Origin of the sequence: Nannocystis exedens, assembly GCF_002343915.1 — a bacterium.
Lineage (GTDB): Bacteria > Myxococcota_A > Polyangia > Nannocystales > Nannocystaceae > Nannocystis > Nannocystis exedens.
The window spans coordinates 4,052,152-4,068,112 of sequence record NZ_NETK01000001.1 but is presented as its reverse complement, the minus strand read 5'-3'; the positions used below and the strand labels follow the sequence as shown (position 1 = coordinate 4,068,112).

Sequence of the window (15,961 nt, the reverse complement as noted above, 5' to 3'; positions counted from 1 at the left end):
AGGCCGCGCGCTCGCCCGGCGCCCGCGCGTGCGGAGGCCCGGCGCTCCGCTCGCGGCGCTCCGCGGCGGCGCCGGTTGACAGCCGCAGGCCCGGACCGAATACTCGGAGGACGCGCGAGGCAGGTCGCCCGCGCGGTCCGGACAGCGCCGGGAGCGAGAGCCCCGGCAGAAAGCGAAAATCATGCATCCCTGGTTCTCTGCGTGGCGCGGGTTCGCGCGCCGGGTGGCCTCGTCTCGGCATTACGGGCACGAGCACGTCCATTGTGGTGGTTTTGGTAGAGGTCGCTGCGGCGACCATGACGAGAGCGGTGGTGGTGGCGAGCAGGGCGGCGGCCCGGAGGGCTTCTTCTGGGGCGGCGGTCCGTTCGGCGTGCGCCGGCCGCTGCGCTTCCTCGCCTACAAGCTCGGGCTCGACGAGCGACAGGTCGGCGAGCTGGCGGTGATCCTCGACGGCCTCAAGGTCGAGCGCGCCCAGGCCGAGCTCGACCTCCGCCGCACCAGCGGCAGCTACGCCGACCTGCTGGCCGCCGATACGTTCGACGACGCGGCCGCGGCGCAGATCGCCGCTGAACGCACGCGCTCGGCCGAACGCGTGCAGAAGGCCGTGCAGGTGGCCGTGGGCAAGATCCACGCGCTCCTGGCCGAGGAGCAGCGGCGCCGCTTCGTGTACATGCTGCGCACCGGCCTCGTGCGGCTGTGAACGCGGTGAGCCGCGCGGGTCGCCGCGCGGCTCGTTGCTCGCCGCGGGTCCTCCTGCGGAGCGATCCGCGGCGCCGGCCTCGATCGATCCGCTGGAAGGATCGACGAGGAAGGCCCGGGCGTGCGCGCCCGGGTGGGTGCATCGATCATGGATAGGAGTCGGGAGTGCCGCCATTCGGCGCGGTGAACCTGTGCCGCCGTCTCGACCTCCGAAGATCGACGTCGGGTTCAGGCGCCGCTGCCGTCGCGCCGATCTGGCTCAAGGGCCAGATGCACGGCGAAATGGAGTTCGGCCTACATGTCCCTCGCGGCCGGGCGTGCGTGACGTGTGCACACGTTCGTTCACCCGGAAATTTCCGCAACCGCGGACGAGTACTTCACCTCAGGGTCTGGGTATCCTCGTTGCGTGGACGATCGCAGCAACAACGCTCCTCGCGTCGTGGTCGAAGTGGACGACGTTCTTCGGGTCATCGGCTGGAACCGGCGAGCCGAACGCGTGCTCGGGGTCAGCGCCGGCGAAGCAGCCGGTCGCCCCCTCGGGGAGCTGGTCCCGGTGGTCGACGAGCCCGAGGCATGGGAGAGGCTCCTCGTCGCGGACAGCGAGGAGCCGGAGGTGCTGCGGGTCGCCCGGCCCGACGGCGAGCTGTACCTCGAGGCGTGGTGGGAGGTGACGCGTGAGGCCGACGGCCGGGTCGTCGGCGCGACGCTTCACGCTCACGACATCACCGCGCGCGAGCGAGAGTTCCGCCGGCGCGGCGTCGATTCGATGATGCTCGCCGCGCTCCTCGACAACCTCGAGCTCGTGGTGTGCTCGCTCGACAAGCAGGGCATCTTCGTGTCCCAGCGGGGCAAGGCGCTCCGGACCGTCGGGCTCACTCCGGATCAATTCGTCGGTCAAAACTACTTCGATCTGTTCGGCGGCACGGAGTCGGGCGAGTCCACCCGCAGGGCGATGAACGGCGAGATGCAGACGGCGGTGCCGTCGGAGGTGTACGGCGTCCACTGGCTGTCCTGGGGCATCCCGCTGCAGGACCCTGAACTGTCGGTCATCACGGTGTCGCTCGACGTCACCGAGACCCGGCGCAACGAGCTCGAGCTGCGGGCCAAGCTCGACCTGATCGAGCGGCAGCAGCAGGTGATCCGCGAGCTATCGACGCCGATCATCGAGGTGTGGGACGGCGTGCTGGCGCTGCCGATCGTCGGCCTCATCGACACCGTCCGCACCGCGGAGATCATGGACAACCTGCTGCAGGCGGTCACGAGCACGCGGGCGAGGTTCGCGATCCTCGACCTCACCGGGGTGGAGGTCGTCGACACCGGCACGGCGAGCCACCTGATCCGCATGATCCAGGCGATCCGCCTGCTCGGGGCGGAGGGCGTCCTCACCGGCATTCATCCGACCATCGCCCAGACGATCGTGTCGCTCGGCGTCGACCTCACGCGCGTGGCCGTGTTCGGCAAGCTCCGAGACGCCCTCACGCACTGCATCGCCCGCCTCCGGCCGTCGCGGCCGCGCTCCTGAGGCGCGCCGGGGTCGTCGCGGCACTGCGAGCCGCGGAGGGTTCGCCTCGCGGCTCGCCGCAGCGAACCTGTTTCTTCGGTCATGACCGCGCCGCCGTCGCCGCAGGCCGCGAGGGCGGCGAGGAGGGCGAGGCCGGGCTTGGGCTGCACGGCGGCGAAGGTACCGCGCGTCCGACCGCGAGGGCCCGGGGGATCGAGACGACACGGGGCGCGCGCACGGGGCGGTGTTCAGGCGCTCGCGGGATTCGCGGGAGCGGCGCGGCATGCCGCCGGGCGACGGAGAATCGCATGAGTCCGCTGGGAAACGAGGGGACGTCCGGGGGCTGGCGCGATTACGAGAAGTGTCCGCGGATGCGGCCTGGCAGGGTCCGCGGGGCGGATTAGCCTTTCGCCTGCATGCGCAGGGCGAGGCTCCGGTGGCTGACGAGCACGCTGACCGCGGCGATCCTCGGGCTCGCCTGCGAGGAGCCGCCGCCGGCCCAACAGCCGACCGGGGCGCTGTGCGCGAAGGCGGCGGACTGCTATCGCGAGGTCGAGCACGCGCTGCTCGGGACGGTCTTCTGCGAGACCCAGTTCGAGGACGGCTATTGCACGCACACGTGCGAGACGGACGAGGATTGTTGCGCGGTCGAGGGCGAGTGCATGCCGGGGATCGGCCACGTCTGCACGCCGCTGACGAATGACCAGACGAAGCGCTGCTGGGTCAGCTGCGAGGACGATGCGCGCCTCGACGCCGATCCGATGGCGTATTGCTTCACGCACGCCGGCCCGGGCGCGGTTTGCCGCTCGTCGGGCGGCGGGAGCGAGAGTCGCAACATCTGCGCGCCGCCGTGACGAGACGGCGGACGCACCGGCGACGAACGTGCGGTGGGACTCGCAGCAATCGCGCGGTCGCTGATGACGCGGGTCCGTGAGAGCGCCGAATCGTGACTCGTGCGCGGGCACGTTCTCGCGGGTGGGGGCTGGCGCGAGCGCTGCGACGGGGCCGCTTCGAGAGCGGAGGAGCGGGAGCCTGGGCGTGCGAGGGAGCATCGGCGTGCTGGCAAGGGGTCCGCGCCGAGCGGGCCGAAGCGAGAGGTGGTGGCGCGATGGCGCAAACGAACGGGAGACGCGCGCTTGCGTACGCCGGGGGTGTTGGGGCAAGTTCGCCCTGGAATTGGCCTCCGTGAGCGATCTTGCCTCGACCTCTGCCGCCCCGCCCGAGCCCGTGCGGACCCCTCTGCCCGCCACGCTGTGGCTCCGCTCGAAGCGGCCGGTCGCGTCGGCGGCGGCGCGGATCTACGTGCCGATGGCGGCGATCGCCGGGGCGCTGATCTTCGCGCCGCGCGGGCCGGTGTTCTGGGGGCTGCTCGCGGGGGCGGTGCTGTGGTTCGCGCTGTTCCCGGTGATCGTGCAGGGGCTGCTCGGTCCGCTCGAGCGGGCGGTGCTGGCGGCGACGCCGAGCACGGCGCCGGGGCTGCTCGACGCGCTGCGCGGGCGACGGCGGGTGCGGTGGTTCGCGCCGTTCGCGTGGACGGCCGCGCAGGAGGGCCGGCTGCATCTGGTGCGCGGCGAGGGGCGGGCGTCGGCGAAGGCATGGACGGAGGCGGCGCGGCTGGCCGGGGTGATCGGCGATCCGCCGGCCCCGATCGTGTCGGCGCAGGCGCACGCGCTGCTGATCGCCGACGCTCCCGAGCAGGCGCGCGACCTGTTGCAGTCGCTGGTGAAGCGACAGGCGCTGGGGCCGTGGGATCGGCTGCACCTGGCCGCGGCGCTGCTGCTGGCCGGAAAGCCGCGGGCCGACGAGGTCCGGGCGCTGCTCGACGCGGCCCAGGCGGCGCTCGGGGCGACGCCGCGGGTGCTGGCGACCCGGGCGCTGCTCGAGCAGCGCGCGGGGGCGTCGGAGACGGCGCTGTCGGCCCTGCGCGGCGCCGAGGCGGGGCTCGAGGCGAGGCCCGACAGGCTGGCGCAGGCGCTGGTCGAGCGGGCGCGCCGGCTGCTGCGGCCGGCGGTGAAGGCGAGCGAGAAGCGGGCGCGCAAGCTCGAGGCGCGGGCGGGCGAGCGCAAGGATGGCTCCAAGGACATATCGCCAGGGGCAGGTCCGAAGGGGCAGGCGGGCAAGCCGGCGAGCAGCGGGGCGGCGCGGGGGGCGAAGGGGCCGGCGGTCGCGACGGGCGCGAAGGGCCCGGCGGTCGCGAGCGCGGCGACGAGCGAGGCGCGGTCCGCCGAGGCGGGTCCGGGGAGCGCGCCGGCGGCCGCGGGCGGGGTGGTGCTGGCGCTGCCGGCGGGAGCCGACGAGGAGCGAACGGCCGAGCGCGAGGCAGACAAGCCGCGAGGGAAGCGGAACGTCCGGCGCGAGGAGCGACGGGCGGCCCGCCGCGCGGCCAAGGCGGAGCGGCGCGCGACCCAGCGGGTGGTGACGAGCACGCCGGCGCGCGGCGCAGGCCGACCGGTGGGCAAGGCCGAGGTGAAGGGCGCGGTCCAGGGGCGGACGGAGGCGGGCCAGGCTGGCTTGAAGGACAGGTCCGGAAGGGCAGATGCCGAGGCGAAGCCGGCGGTGGCTCGCCCGACGACGGGCCCCGAGGGGGCGAAGGCGGGGCAGGCTGGCCTCGGGGACAGGGGCGCCGGTGCGGCCAAGGCGGGGGAGGCTTTGCGAGCCGCCGAGCGCGCGACGGCGGGCCAGGCTGGCCTTGGGGACAGGGGCGCCGGTGCGGCCAAGGCGAGCGAGGCTTTGCGGGCCGCGGAGAGCGCGACGGCGGGCCAGGCTGGCCTCGGGGACAGGGGCGCCGAGGGCGTCAAGGCGGGCGAGGCTTTGCGGGCCGCGGAGAGCGCGACGGCGGGCCAGGCTGGCCTCGGGGACAGGGGCGCCGAGGGCGTCAAGGCGAGCGAGGCCGTGCGAGCCGCGGAGGCTGTCCTTGGGGACAGGGGCGGCGAGGCTGTCCGGGTCGCGGAGAGCGTCAAGGCGAGCGAAGCTGTCCTTGGGGACAGCACCGTCGGCGAAGGGGAAGGCGCGGCTGTCGGCCTCTCCGGGGCGGAAGAGACGGCGGGCCGGGTCGCCGAGAGCGTGCGGGCGAGCGAGGCGGTTCGGGTCGCCGAGGCGGGCGAAGCTGTCCGCGGGGACGGCAGCGGCGAGGCTGCGCGTGGGGACGGCCGGTCCGGACCGGCGATCGAGGCTGGTCGCCGGGACAGGGTCGAAGAGACAGGCATGAATGTCGTCGGCGATGCCGTGAAGCCGCCGGTTCCGCCGGTCGAGCCTGCGGCGGGAGCCGGGGCTCCGGCGCCGCGGCCTTTTGCCGGGGCGCCGCCGGCGGGGTCGTTGTTCGGGGATCTCGGTGGTTCGTCGGCGCCGCCTTCGGGGCCGATCGCCGCGGCCGGGCGGCCGGGTACGTCCGGGCCGTCGCCGGCAGCCGCGGTGAAGCCGCCGCCCGCGTTCTCGGTGCCGCTGGCGAAGCCGCCGGGAACCGGCGGCTTGCCGGTGGGCGGACCGCGTTCGCCTGGCCCGCCGCCGGTCACGGCGAAGAGCCCTGCTGCTCCCGCCGCGCCGATCGTACCGGGGGCGGGCGCACCTCCGATCGATGCCCCGAAGTCGCCGTCGCCGTCGCCGGCGCTGCCCGGGACGGGTGGAGCAGCGCCGGGGGCGCCGGTGGGAGGGGGAGCTCCGTTGCTGACGCCGAAGCCGGCAGCAGGGGCGGGGGCTTCCGTGGCGCCGCTGCTGGTGCCGAGGCCGGGGGCGCCGCTGGTGGCCCCGAGCGTGCCCGCGGCTCCGGTGATTCCGGTCGTGCCCTCGGTGGCGCCGCTGGTGCTGGCGAGCGGCGGGCTCGTTCCGCCAACGACGCAGGCGCCCGGCGTCGCTCCGCCCGTCGTGTCGGCTGCGCCGCCTGCGGTCGCGCCCGCGCTCGGAGGCGAGGCTCCGCCGTTCTCGGGGGCGCCGGGCGGGGCCGCGGACGACGCGGAGTGGGATTCGCTGCTCGATGCGCTCGACGATGCGCCAGGGCCGAAGCCGGCGTGAGCGGTCGAGAGGCATGTCTCGCAGGACATGACCTTTCAAACAGGTGAAGCCGGTGCGCTCCCCGGCGGTCACGGCGGGGCGCACCTGCGAGCGCTCGAACGGCCTCGATACGCGATGTTTTCAAGGACATGTCCTCGACAACATGTCCTTCGTCGCTAGCGCTGGTCGGCTCAGGCCGGCGGGCGGGTGAGGCGGAAGATCATTTCGCCGCTGCGCGAGCGGCCGACGTCGGCCCAGCCGGCTGCACGGTAGACGTGGTCGGCGCGGGTGCCGACGGCGGTGGTGAGCTGGATGGCGTCGAGCTCGGGGTGCGACCACAACCACGCGACGGCGCGGTCGAGCAGGGCGCGGCCGAGGCCGCGGCGGTCGTGCGCGGGGTCGACGAAGAGGGCCCAGATCGATCCGGGCTGCGGGTGCGCGGACGAGAAGCCGAGGACCCGGCCGTCCTCCTCGCCCACCCACGACTTGCCGGGGCCGCGGATGTGCTCCTCGTAGTCCGGGACGGTCACGAGGCCGGGGTTCGACAGGATGTTCTCGCGGACGGCGGCGCGGATCACCTGCAGGCGGGGGATGTCGGCCAGCACGGCCTCGCGGTACGTCAGCATGCCGGCGAGAGAATAGGGCGCGACGCGGCGGACGACCAGCCGGGCAGGCACAGCAGGCCGGCACTTTAAAAAACAGTGGCTGTTTCGCCCTGCTCGAAGCGGCGGCCGACGAATACGCCGCCGGCCTTCGCACCGCTCCGGCGAGGGCGCTGTTCATCGGCGACCCGAGCAGAGGCGCCGAGGCCGAGGCCGCGGCCGCGGCTGAATTCGCGGGGTCGTTCTCGACGCGGCCCTGGCCGGGTTCGCGGGGCGGTTCTCGACGCGGACGCGGCTGCCTTGCGGGGCGGTTGCGACCTCGGGCGGTCCAGCGATGGACCGCTCGCCTCAGTCGGCGAGCTGGGCGAGCACTTGCGGGAGCTCGCGGGTGGTGAGGCCGTGGAAGCGGCAGGTCTTGACGAGGCGACCCGGCAGCTCGGGCATGTCGAATTGATCGTCGATGGCGACGTACCGGGTCGGTGGCTCGGGCTGCGCGTCGAGCCAGGCGCGGATCTCCCGGCCGCGGCGCGGGCCGTCGACGTCAGGCGTGATGCCCACGACCTGGGCCTCGCAGCCGGCCGCGGCGAAGCTGGCCCGCAGCTCGGCGAGCGGCAGCGACAGTCGCCAGGACGACGACAGCACCACCACCGCGCCGGTGGCTCGTACGATCTGGTTGAGGACGGCGACGTTGTCGGGATCGAGGCACGCGGCCAGGCCGGGGCGCTCCGGCTCCGATGGCGTGCAGAGGTTGTTCATGACGCCGTCGATGTCGAGGAAGATGACCTTGGGCGGCACGAACATAAGCTAGCACCGCGGCGCGGCCGGCTGCGAGAGGCATGGATCCGCGCGGCTCGACTCGTCAGACATGTCGTCAAGGTCAGGCCGCACGCTCGACTCGGGCACTCGCCGAGCCGGGCCTCGATCACGCATCGCTGTTCGGGGAACGTGGGCACTGCAACGACTCGGGCGGCCTCCGACCTGCGATCGCCACCCGTACGAAAAAAGCGGCGAATGAAATGCGCGGCACTTGGAATTTTACGGGCACGCACTGTCGTGGTGCGCTGCTGGAGTGAATGATTGCACCTGTCTTTTCGGGCAGGTCTGCAAGGGCCGCCTCAGGCGCGGCCCTTGCTGTACCCGCGCCCGAAAGCGCCGGCGATCAGGTGGGCCAGGCGCAGCGGCTCGGGCAAGGCCCCGTGAACCCGCCCACGCTCGAGCAAGAGGGCGGCCTCGGCGACCCCGAGCCCCTTGCGCTGGACCCATACGCCGGCCAGCGGCTCCATCGCCCCGGCCCGCTGGATCAGGTTCCACTTGCGGGTTCCACCGGGGAGGCGATCCAGGGCGGCGCGGATCTTCACGAGGTCGGGCGGACGACGAGCGACGACGAGGATCGGGCGAGCGATCGCCTCGTGCAGCGCGTCGAGGTCGACGACGTTGAAGCCGGCGAGGGCGATGCCCTGCAGAACGACGGCCTGGACCGCCTCGGCGAAGGGCGAGCCCAGCAGCATGGCGGCGATCCGGCGCGCCGCGTCGGCGCCGTCGCGGCGGACCTTGCCGCGCAGGACGCCGTCGAGCCGGCCCGAGGTGCACACGGTGCCGATGATCGCCACGTCCCCCCGATGCTCGCGCGCGAACGGAGCGTCGTCGACGCCGAGCAAGTTCGAGAGGCGACGGACCGCGGTCATGCGCGACGCTCGGACGTGGCCGTCCGGGGCGGCAGGGCGAAGGGGTGACCCGCGCGGGCGGCTCGGACGGCGAGGTCAGGCGAGGTCGCGGAGCGACAGAGAGAGGGACCCGGCCCGGCCTCGCTCGGGCGCCTGGCCCCAGCGGGCGCGCGGGCAGCACCGTTGTCGAACGCGTGACTGAAACGTGGCCGTCGGTGGTGACCCCGGGTCGGGCAGCGATCGGTCCCGCAGCCGAGACGCGGCCGCGGGGGCCGTCGCGCCGGCCGGCGACGCAGATGTTTTAAGGAACATGTCGCTTCAAACATGTCCTGAGGGCTTGGTGCAGAGGCCGCACTGCGAGTCGGTGCCGGGGGCGAGGCGGGCGCCGCGGAAGTTGCCGCCGAGGCTGTCGAGCGTGAGCCCGGCGGCGGCGACGAGGTGGCGCAGCTCTTCGGGGAAGATCTGGCGGTGGGCGAGGTGGACGACCTGCACCGGCTCCGGCGGCGGCTTGAAGGCCCGCGGGCGCTTGGGGGCGTCGTCGTAGTAGATCCGCACGTGGCACACCTGGGTGTGCGGGTCGTAGGTGTGATTGGTCGAGTAGACCATGGCCGCGCCGGTGCGCGGGTGGGTGAAGTGGGTGACGCTGTGGCGCTCCTCGGGGTCCCAGGTCAGCCACTCGAGGTCGGGCAGGAGGACGTCGAAGGCGAACCGCCCGCCGGGCACGAGCACGCGCGCGGCCTCGCGGAAGCAGCGCAGCAGGTCCTCCCACGAGTAGAGGTGCATGAGCACGTTGAAGGGGGCGAACACGAGGTCGGCGCCGGCGTCGGGCAGCGGCAGCGCGGTGATGTCCCCGAGGACAGGTTCGAGGCGGGCGGCGACGTCGCTCGGGGCGCCCTCGGCCTTGCGCCGCAGGTGGTCGAGCATGCTGGGCATGCGGTCGACGGCGACGACGGTGTGGCCGTCGTGGCACAGAGGCAGGCTGATCCGCCCGGTGCCGGCGCCGAGCTCGACGATCCGCTGGCGCGGGCCGCGGTCGCGCGCGAGGCCGCGGTACCAGGCGACGTCGTGGCGGTGGTCGCGGTACTCGAAGTCGTACAGCTCGGGGTCTTCGTAGTGCTCGCTGGTGCCCAGTCGCAGCAGGGTCTCGGGGTCGAGGGGGCCCTTGCCGCGCCTCGTCACGGCGAACCCGGCTCGGCGGAGTGACGGCGGCCGTCGGGCCCGCCGTGTCGCGGCCGCCGCCGCCGCTTGCGCCGCGGGCCGCTGTCGAAGTCGTCGCCGGACTCGACGCGCAGCGGCTGGGTGACGGCGGCGAGGCGCTGCCAGTGGCCGAGCTCGCTGCCGTCGCCGCCGCGGGCCTTGACGGTGAGACCGAGGAAGACCAGGGCGTCGTGGAAGTACTGCCGCTGGACCAGCGAGGGCCGCCGCTTCTTGCGGGTGAGCGACTCGACCATGCGCCGGTGGGCCATGAGGATCTGCCGCGCCAGCTCGCGGTCGCGCCGGGCCACGCCGAGGCTGACGCAGACCGGGCCCATGAGGTCGTCGATCAGGCGGTCGAGGCCCTGCCGGCTGGCGGTGTGCCACTGCTCGTCGAGCAGCGGCGCGAACAGCACCGCGAGCAGGACGCCGTTGCTGGCGACCTGGCTGGTCGCGCTCGTGTACTCGTCGAGCGCCTCGAGCAGGTTCCACATCACCCGCGACGGCTCGCCGGGCTTGGTCTTGCTGGCCGGCCCCGCCAGCCCGTGCGGGCTCAGCTTGCGGTAGAGGTCGACGTAGCTCGGCATGAGCTCCGTCATCAGCCGCGACTCGAGGAGCAGCTCGAAGCTGCGCCGCGCCGCGCCGCCGCGCAGGAGCTTGTAGATCTCCTCGAGCACGCGGGCGCGCGAGCACTTGCTGATGTGCCCGACGGTGTCGAGCAGGGCCCTCCAGGTGGCCTCCTCGATCGTGAAGTCGAGCCGGGCGGCGAATTTGACCGCCCTCAGCATGCGCACCGGGTCCTCCTGGAAGCGCAGCAGCGGGTCGCCGATCGTGCGGATGACGCCGCGCTCGAGGTCGGCCAGGCCGTCGACGAAGTCGACGATGGCGTCGGCGTCGGTGTCGTAGAAGAGGCCGTTGATGGTGAAGTCGCGCCGCCGCGCGTCGTCCTCGACCGTGCCCCACTCGTTGTCGTGGGTGATCAGCGGGTCGTCCTCGGCGGTGATCGGCGTGGTCCGGAAGGTGCTCGTCTCGATGATCTTCGGGCCGAAGAACACGTGCGCGAGCTTGAAGCGGCGGCCGATGATGCGGCAGTTGCGGAACGCCTTGCGGATGGTCTCCGGGGTGGCGCTGGTCGCCACGTCGAAGTCCTTCGGCCTCCGCTTGAGGAACAGGTCGCGCACGCAACCGCCCACCAGATAGGCCTCGTGGCCGCCGGCCACCAGCTTGCGGACGACCTTGAGCGCGTCGGGGTCGACATCCCGAATGGAGATGGCCCCCTGAAGGCGCGGCGGCGTCGGGACAGAGGGGCTGCTTGCCTTCACTTCGGGCATCGCGTGCTGCAGCGCCCCTCTACCACACCCGGGGGCCCGAGATGGTGGAAAGCCGATGCTGAGCGTTTTCGCGCATGGCCGCGGGCGGGGGAGGACCGAGACCGGGCGCCCTCGACCCGGTCCCGCATCCCTGCGTAACTTCACGGTTTGGCTGCGTTTTCGCTGCGCCAAATGCGCAATCGCGCAGGGTCGCCGAGGCGCGAACGCCCTCGGGTGCGGTCGCTGGCGAGCGCACGCCCCGCTCGTGCCGCCGCCTCCGGCCTCCGGGTGGAGGTCGCGGCCGGGCAGTGCTTCGCAGGTCCGGCCGATCGAGGGTCGTCGGCGGGTCGAAGCGCGCGGACGACGGTGTGAGCGAACCCGTGCGAGCCGGGCGCGAGGTTGCCGTCGAGGCGCGTCGACTTCGCGCGGCGGAGGTCGCGCACGGGGTCATCGCCGGGCGCCGGTCAGCGTGCTCGGAGCGCGGAGCTTGTGGACCCCCAGGCTGAGCGGCACGGCGACCAGCGCGACGAGCGTGGCCACCAGGTAGACGTCGTTGATGCCCGCCACGAGCGCGAGCGTTTCGATGGCGCGGCGCTCCGTCATTCCCTGCATCGCCAGCGCCTCTGCCTCTCGCGTCGAGAAGAGGGACAGGAGCGACGTGAAGACGGCGATCGAGAACGCCCCGAACACGTTGCGCAGCCAGTTGCTGATCGAAGACGCGTGGCCGGTCCGCTCGCGCGAGATCTCCTCCATCCCCGCGTTGCCGGCCGGCATCATCGCCAGCGAGATGCCGACGTTGCGCACCAGCATCCACGCCAGCACGTAGGTCTGGGAGATCTCCGGCGTCAAGCGGCTCAGGGCATAGGTGCCGCCCGCGATCATCAGGACGCCGGCCGTCATGAGCGTGCGCGGCCCGAGCGGGCCGTACATGCGGCCGACCACGGGCATCAGGAGCGCCATGGCCAGAGACGCCGGCAGCAGGATCAGGCCGGTCTCGAGCGGGGTCACGCCCTGGATCGTCTGCAGGAACACCGGCACGAGGAAGGCGCCCGAGTACAGGCTGATCGTGATGATGATCGAGACGATCAGGGTCACGAGATAGCGGCGGTTGGCGAGCACGCGCAGGTCGAGCAGCGGGTGGCGCGATCGCAGCTCCCGGACGACGAAGGCGACGAGCGACAGCGTCCCGAGCAAGAACAGCGACACGGTGCTGCGATCGGTCCAGCCCCAGTCCCTCCCCTGGCTGAGGGCGATCAAGAGCGAGAGGGTGCCGGTGATGACGGTGAGCAGGCCGGGCAGGTCGAAGGCCTTCGGGACCTGCAGGCGGTAGAGGGGGATGGTCCGCCCGGCGAGGGCCACGGCGACGAGGCCGAGCGGGACGTTGATGAAGAACAACCACCGCCAGTCGCCGAGGGTGATAAGCCAGCCCGCGAAGGTCGGCCCGAACGCGGGCGCCAGGCTGGCCGCGAGGCTCCAGAGGCTGGCTGCCAGCGCCTGCCGTTCGCGCGGCAGGAGCTGGTAGATCAGCGTCATGGTCACCGGCATGATGGCGCCGCTGAAGGCGCCCTGAAGGAAGCGGAAGGCCACGAGGGAGCGCACGTCCCAGGCCACGCCGCACAGCACGGACGCGAGGGTGAAGCCGACCAGGCTGGCGACGTACAGCCGCTTGAAGCTGAAGCGCCCGCCGAGGTAGCCGGTCAGCGGCGCGCTCGTCCCCATGGCGAGCATGAAGCCGGTCAAGGTCCACTGCAGCAGCGAGAGCTCGGCGCCGAAGTACCGCTGCAGCTCGGGGATGGCGAGCGTGATCGTGCTCGAGCTCAGCACCGACATGAACGACCCGACGAACAGGGCGAACATGAACGGCCAGAATCGGGTGACTCGCGGCTCTTCGAGCATCGGGGCGGCCGTCCCCATACCAGCGGCGCGCCGCGTCGTCACCACGGCGCGCGAGCGCGCCGCTTCGGTGGACCCGCTGCGCGCGGCGCACGGCCGCGCGTGCCACGCGGAGCGCTCGCCGCGGGGTCCCGCGAGCGCTCGGGGGCCCGCACGCGCGAGGTTCATGCCGCGCTGCGAACGCTCAGGGCGTATAGACGAACGTCTTCTCGAGCACTCCGTCGGAGTCGTAGTAGCGGACGCTGCCGATCGCGCCGCCGGGGACCGAGTCCTCGAATTGACTGACGACGAAGCCGCTGTGGAGGAGGCTGCTCGGGCTGAGCCACTCCACTTCGTCCTGGTAGGCGATGTTGATGTTGCGGTTGTACAGCGCGACGCGGTTGCCGGCGTAGGAGCCCGCGACCGCGCCGAGCTCGTCGAAGGTCGGCGTGACGGTGCACGTGCCGGCGGGGTCGCCGACGATCCGCAGGGCGTAGACCCGCCCGAACGTGTCCTCGTCCGGCGCGCCGACGACGACGTCGACGGTGCCGTGATCGATGGCCAGCGGATCGAAGCGCCACTTCGCGGCCAGACCGCTGCCGAAGCCGTCGAAGTCGATCGTGCTGTCGTAGCGGCACATCTCGTCGCCCGTCTCGCCGGAGATCACCGAGATCGACGACGTCCCCAATGTGCCCTGGACGTTGGGCGCGCCGACGATGAAGTCGTCGACGCCGTTGCGGTCGAGGTCGCCGGTGCGCTGGAGCGTGTAGCCGAACAGGATGTTGTTGGCGTGGAGGTCCTGATCGTCGGTGTTGTCGATCCGGTCGATCGTCGCGCCGGTCGCCGGGTTGATGATGTACACGCTGCCGCGATAGATCTGGCCCCCCACGACATGGGTCTGGCCGATCGCCGACACCAGGATCTCGTCGACCCCGTCGGCGTCGTAGTCGGTGTAGGTCGGCTCGATCGCAAAGCCGAACCCTGACCCCTCCGGCCCGGGGATCGTGGTCAAGAGGCCGCCCTCGAGCACGCCGGAGAAGATGTAGACCACGCCCGAGCCGGCGTAGTGCGGCGCTCCCGTGGCCGCGACGGCGAACTCCGGGACGCCGTCGTCGTCGAGGTCCTGGTGCAGCGCGGCGATGGTGTGGCCGAACCGGGTGGGCGCGCCGGCCGGCGAGGACCAGGCGGCGAGCTCGTCGCCGCTGCGGGCCGACAGCAGGAACACCTCGTCGGTGTAGGAGTTGGCGACGAGGAGGTCCTTGTGGTGATCCTCGTCGAGGTCGTGGAGGAGGTCCATCGGCACGAACTCCATGCGCCGGTAATCGCCGATGTCGGCGGTCCATAGCGGCGCGCCGGTGTCGCCGGACAGCGCGGCGATGCTGGCGGTCCCCAGGTCGTTGAAGCCGATGTCCGGGACCAGGACGGCGAGCTCGGCCAGCTTGTCGTTGTCGATGTCGGGCAGTCGGCTGGCTTCGTAGCCGAAGTCGACGACCGCGGCGGACGCGGGTGTGACGAGGGTAAAGAGAGTCGAGGCGGTGAGGGTGATGGCAATCGAGGTTTTCATGAGAGGGCTTTCGGTAGAGCGGCCGGGCATGCGCACGCTGCGATGCTCGGCCTCGCCGTCTCCTCGCAATCGGCGTGCCGAAGGCCGCTCTTTTGAGAGGGCGCCGTTTTTGCCAGCGACCGCGCCGATCCGCGGGGCTGTCTCATGGGACCCGTCACACTGTCCCAGGGAGGCGTCGCGGGGAGCATCCGCGGGCCTCGACTCCATCGCGGCTCGCCGTCGAGGCGGGTCTCGGCGAGAGCCGGAGCGTCACCGTCGCTCCCGAGGCCGGTGCCACCGGGCGCGGCCCTCAGGCGGCTGCCGGAGGCGCGGCTTCGTCGTCGTTCGTCCATCGCGGGGAGCCGCGCGGGCGGAACAGCGCCGCGGGCGGGCGCGTCGACGTGAGGTGCGCTGCGCCGGCGCGCCTTGTCGGGGCCGGCCGGCCTCGCTACGCTCGCGGACGGCGCGGTTGCCTGTCCTGATGAACATGTCCATTCGACCATGTCCATGGCTCGCCGCGCTGTGTGCGTCGCTGCTCGGCGCGGGCGAGGCCGCGGCCGCGCCGGCGTGGCTCGAGCTGCGCTGGCCCGCGGTGGAAGGCTGCCCGACGCGCGAGGAGGTCGAGGCGACCACCATGCGGCTGACCGGCGGCGAGTCGCCGCAGCCGGTCGCGGCCGAGGCGCAGATCACCGCGGACGCTGCAGGCTTCACCCTGGCGCTGCGCGTGAGCGACGTCGGCGGCGTGCAGGAGCGGACGCTGCAGAGCCCGCGCTGCGAGGCGCTGGCCGCCGCGACCGCGGTGATCGTCGCCGTCGCCGCGGCGCCGATCGGCGTGTCCGCGCAGGTCGTCGCCGCGCCGCCGCCCCGCGACGCGCTCGACGTCGATCTCGCGCCGCTCCCCGCCGCGGAGGTGCCCGCGCCCGCGCCCACGCCCGCGCCCGCCGGCCCGACGATGGGCATGGGCCCGGAGTCCGACGCCGCACCGTCGCGCCGGCGGCCCGGACTTGCGATCGGCTTCGGGGCGGCCGCCGGGATCGGGCCGACCAAGCGCTTCGTCGCCGGCCTGTCCGGCACCGTCTCGCTGCTGTGGCGGCGGGTCCGGCTCGACCTCCGCGGCAGCGGCTGGTTCCCCGGGCTCGCGCGCGCCAGCGAGCTGCCGGGGATCGGCGTGAGGCTGCAGCTCGCCGCCGCGGCCGTGCGCGGCTGCCCGCGCCTCGTGCTGCGGGCCCTCGCGCTCGAGCTGTGCGCCGGCCTCGAGCTCGGCGCGCTGCTGGCCGAGGGCGCGGGCTTGCAGGAGAACAGCCGCAGCCGCGGCGCGTGGGCGGCCGGCCTGCTCGCGCCGGGCGTGCGGTGGCAGCCGCTGCGGTGGCTGTCGCTCGGCGTCGAGGTCGAGGGCCTGGTCACGTTCACGCGCCGCCGCTACCGGGCCAGCGACGCCGAGGCGCTGGTCTACACGGTCCCGCCGGTCGGGGTGCGGCTCGGCGGCGGGTTGGCCGTGCATTTTTTCTGACGGATCGGCCACGGCCCGGAGATCCCGCATCGCCACCCCCGTCCGCCCTGCGAACTCCGGACCCGTCGACCAAGGATGC

General features: G+C 73.0%; 12 protein-coding genes. 5 read left to right on the top strand and 7 right to left on the bottom strand.

What is annotated here, in order from left to right:
• Positions 1-181 precede the first annotated feature (181 nt).
• From NAEX_RS16000 to NAEX_RS50225, 4 genes are all read left to right on the top strand, one after another.
• On the top strand, positions 182-700 hold the full coding sequence (locus NAEX_RS16000; protein ID WP_096328361.1) for a periplasmic heavy metal sensor: 519 nt from the start codon (positions 182-184) through the stop codon (positions 698-700).
• Between the two features lie 405 nt (positions 701-1,105).
• The gene (locus NAEX_RS15995; protein ID WP_170135762.1) at positions 1,106-2,221 is read left to right on the top strand and encodes an STAS domain-containing protein; all 1,116 of its coding nucleotides are present in this window, start codon (positions 1,106-1,108) and stop codon (positions 2,219-2,221) included.
• Positions 2,222-2,616: 395 nt separating this feature from the next.
• Positions 2,617-3,054, top strand: a complete 438-nt coding sequence (locus tag NAEX_RS15990; protein ID WP_096328359.1) for a hypothetical protein — start codon at positions 2,617-2,619, stop codon at positions 3,052-3,054.
• A gap of 331 nt (positions 3,055-3,385) precedes the next feature.
• A complete protein-coding gene (locus NAEX_RS50225; RefSeq protein ID WP_170135761.1) occupies positions 3,386-6,208 on the top strand; it encodes a hypothetical protein in 2,823 nt (940 codons plus the stop codon).
• A gap of 170 nt (positions 6,209-6,378) precedes the next feature.
• On the opposite strand, the gene NAEX_RS15980 is transcribed toward NAEX_RS50225, so the two are convergent.
• From NAEX_RS15980 to NAEX_RS15950, 7 genes are all read right to left on the bottom strand, one after another.
• Entirely contained in the window at positions 6,379-6,813 is a 435-nt protein-coding gene (locus NAEX_RS15980; protein ID WP_096328357.1) for a GNAT family N-acetyltransferase, read from the bottom strand.
• Positions 6,814-7,137: 324 nt separating this feature from the next.
• Positions 7,138-7,584 (bottom strand): HAD domain-containing protein, encoded by a 447-nt coding sequence (locus NAEX_RS15975; protein ID WP_143140603.1) that lies wholly within the window; start codon positions 7,582-7,584, stop codon positions 7,138-7,140.
• A 320-nt stretch (positions 7,585-7,904) separates the two neighbouring features.
• Complete coding sequence (locus NAEX_RS15970) at positions 7,905-8,474, bottom strand: endonuclease dU (RefSeq protein ID WP_096328355.1); 570 nt, start codon at positions 8,472-8,474, stop codon at positions 7,905-7,907.
• A gap of 297 nt (positions 8,475-8,771) precedes the next feature.
• The gene (locus NAEX_RS50220) at positions 8,772-9,632 is read right to left on the bottom strand and encodes a class I SAM-dependent methyltransferase (RefSeq protein WP_170135760.1); all 861 of its coding nucleotides are present in this window, start codon (positions 9,630-9,632) and stop codon (positions 8,772-8,774) included.
• On the bottom strand, positions 9,629-10,969 hold the full coding sequence (pcnB, locus tag NAEX_RS15960; protein WP_170135759.1) for a polynucleotide adenylyltransferase PcnB: 1,341 nt from the start codon (positions 10,967-10,969) through the stop codon (positions 9,629-9,631). The genes NAEX_RS50220 and pcnB overlap by 4 nt, the downstream gene beginning before the upstream one ends.
• Before the next feature lie 435 nt (positions 10,970-11,404).
• Entirely contained in the window at positions 11,405-12,814 is a 1,410-nt protein-coding gene (locus NAEX_RS15955; protein ID WP_245913732.1) for a DHA2 family efflux MFS transporter permease subunit, read from the bottom strand.
• Positions 12,815-13,034: 220 nt separating this feature from the next.
• Positions 13,035-14,393, bottom strand: coding sequence for an integrin alpha (locus NAEX_RS15950; protein WP_096328351.1), 1,359 nt, complete (start codon positions 14,391-14,393; stop codon positions 13,035-13,037).
• Between the two features lie 466 nt (positions 14,394-14,859).
• On the opposite strand from NAEX_RS15950, the gene NAEX_RS15945 reads away from it, so the two are divergent.
• Positions 14,860-15,882 (top strand): hypothetical protein, encoded by a 1,023-nt coding sequence (locus NAEX_RS15945; protein ID WP_143140604.1) that lies wholly within the window; start codon positions 14,860-14,862, stop codon positions 15,880-15,882.
• Positions 15,883-15,961 lie beyond the last annotated feature (79 nt).

Excerpts from the sequence above, each read along its gene's own strand:
- NAEX_RS16000 (WP_096328361.1), top strand. The coding sequence starts at position 182 with ATGCATCCCTGGTTCTCTGCGTGGCGCGGGTTCGCGCGCCGGGTGGCC.
- NAEX_RS15990 (WP_096328359.1), top strand. The coding sequence starts at position 2,617 with ATGCGCAGGGCGAGGCTCCGGTGGCTGACGAGCACGCTGACCGCGGCG.
- NAEX_RS15980 (WP_096328357.1), bottom strand. The coding sequence starts at position 6,813 with ATGCTGACGTACCGCGAGGCCGTGCTGGCCGACATCCCCCGCCTGCAG.
- NAEX_RS15970 (WP_096328355.1), bottom strand. The coding sequence starts at position 8,474 with ATGACCGCGGTCCGTCGCCTCTCGAACTTGCTCGGCGTCGACGACGCT.
- NAEX_RS15955 (WP_245913732.1), bottom strand. The coding sequence starts at position 12,814 with ATGTTCGCCCTGTTCGTCGGGTCGTTCATGTCGGTGCTGAGCTCGAGC.
- NAEX_RS15950 (WP_096328351.1), bottom strand. The coding sequence starts at position 14,393 with ATGAAAACCTCGATTGCCATCACCCTCACCGCCTCGACTCTCTTTACC.
- NAEX_RS15945 (WP_143140604.1), top strand. The coding sequence starts at position 14,860 with ATGTCCATTCGACCATGTCCATGGCTCGCCGCGCTGTGTGCGTCGCTG.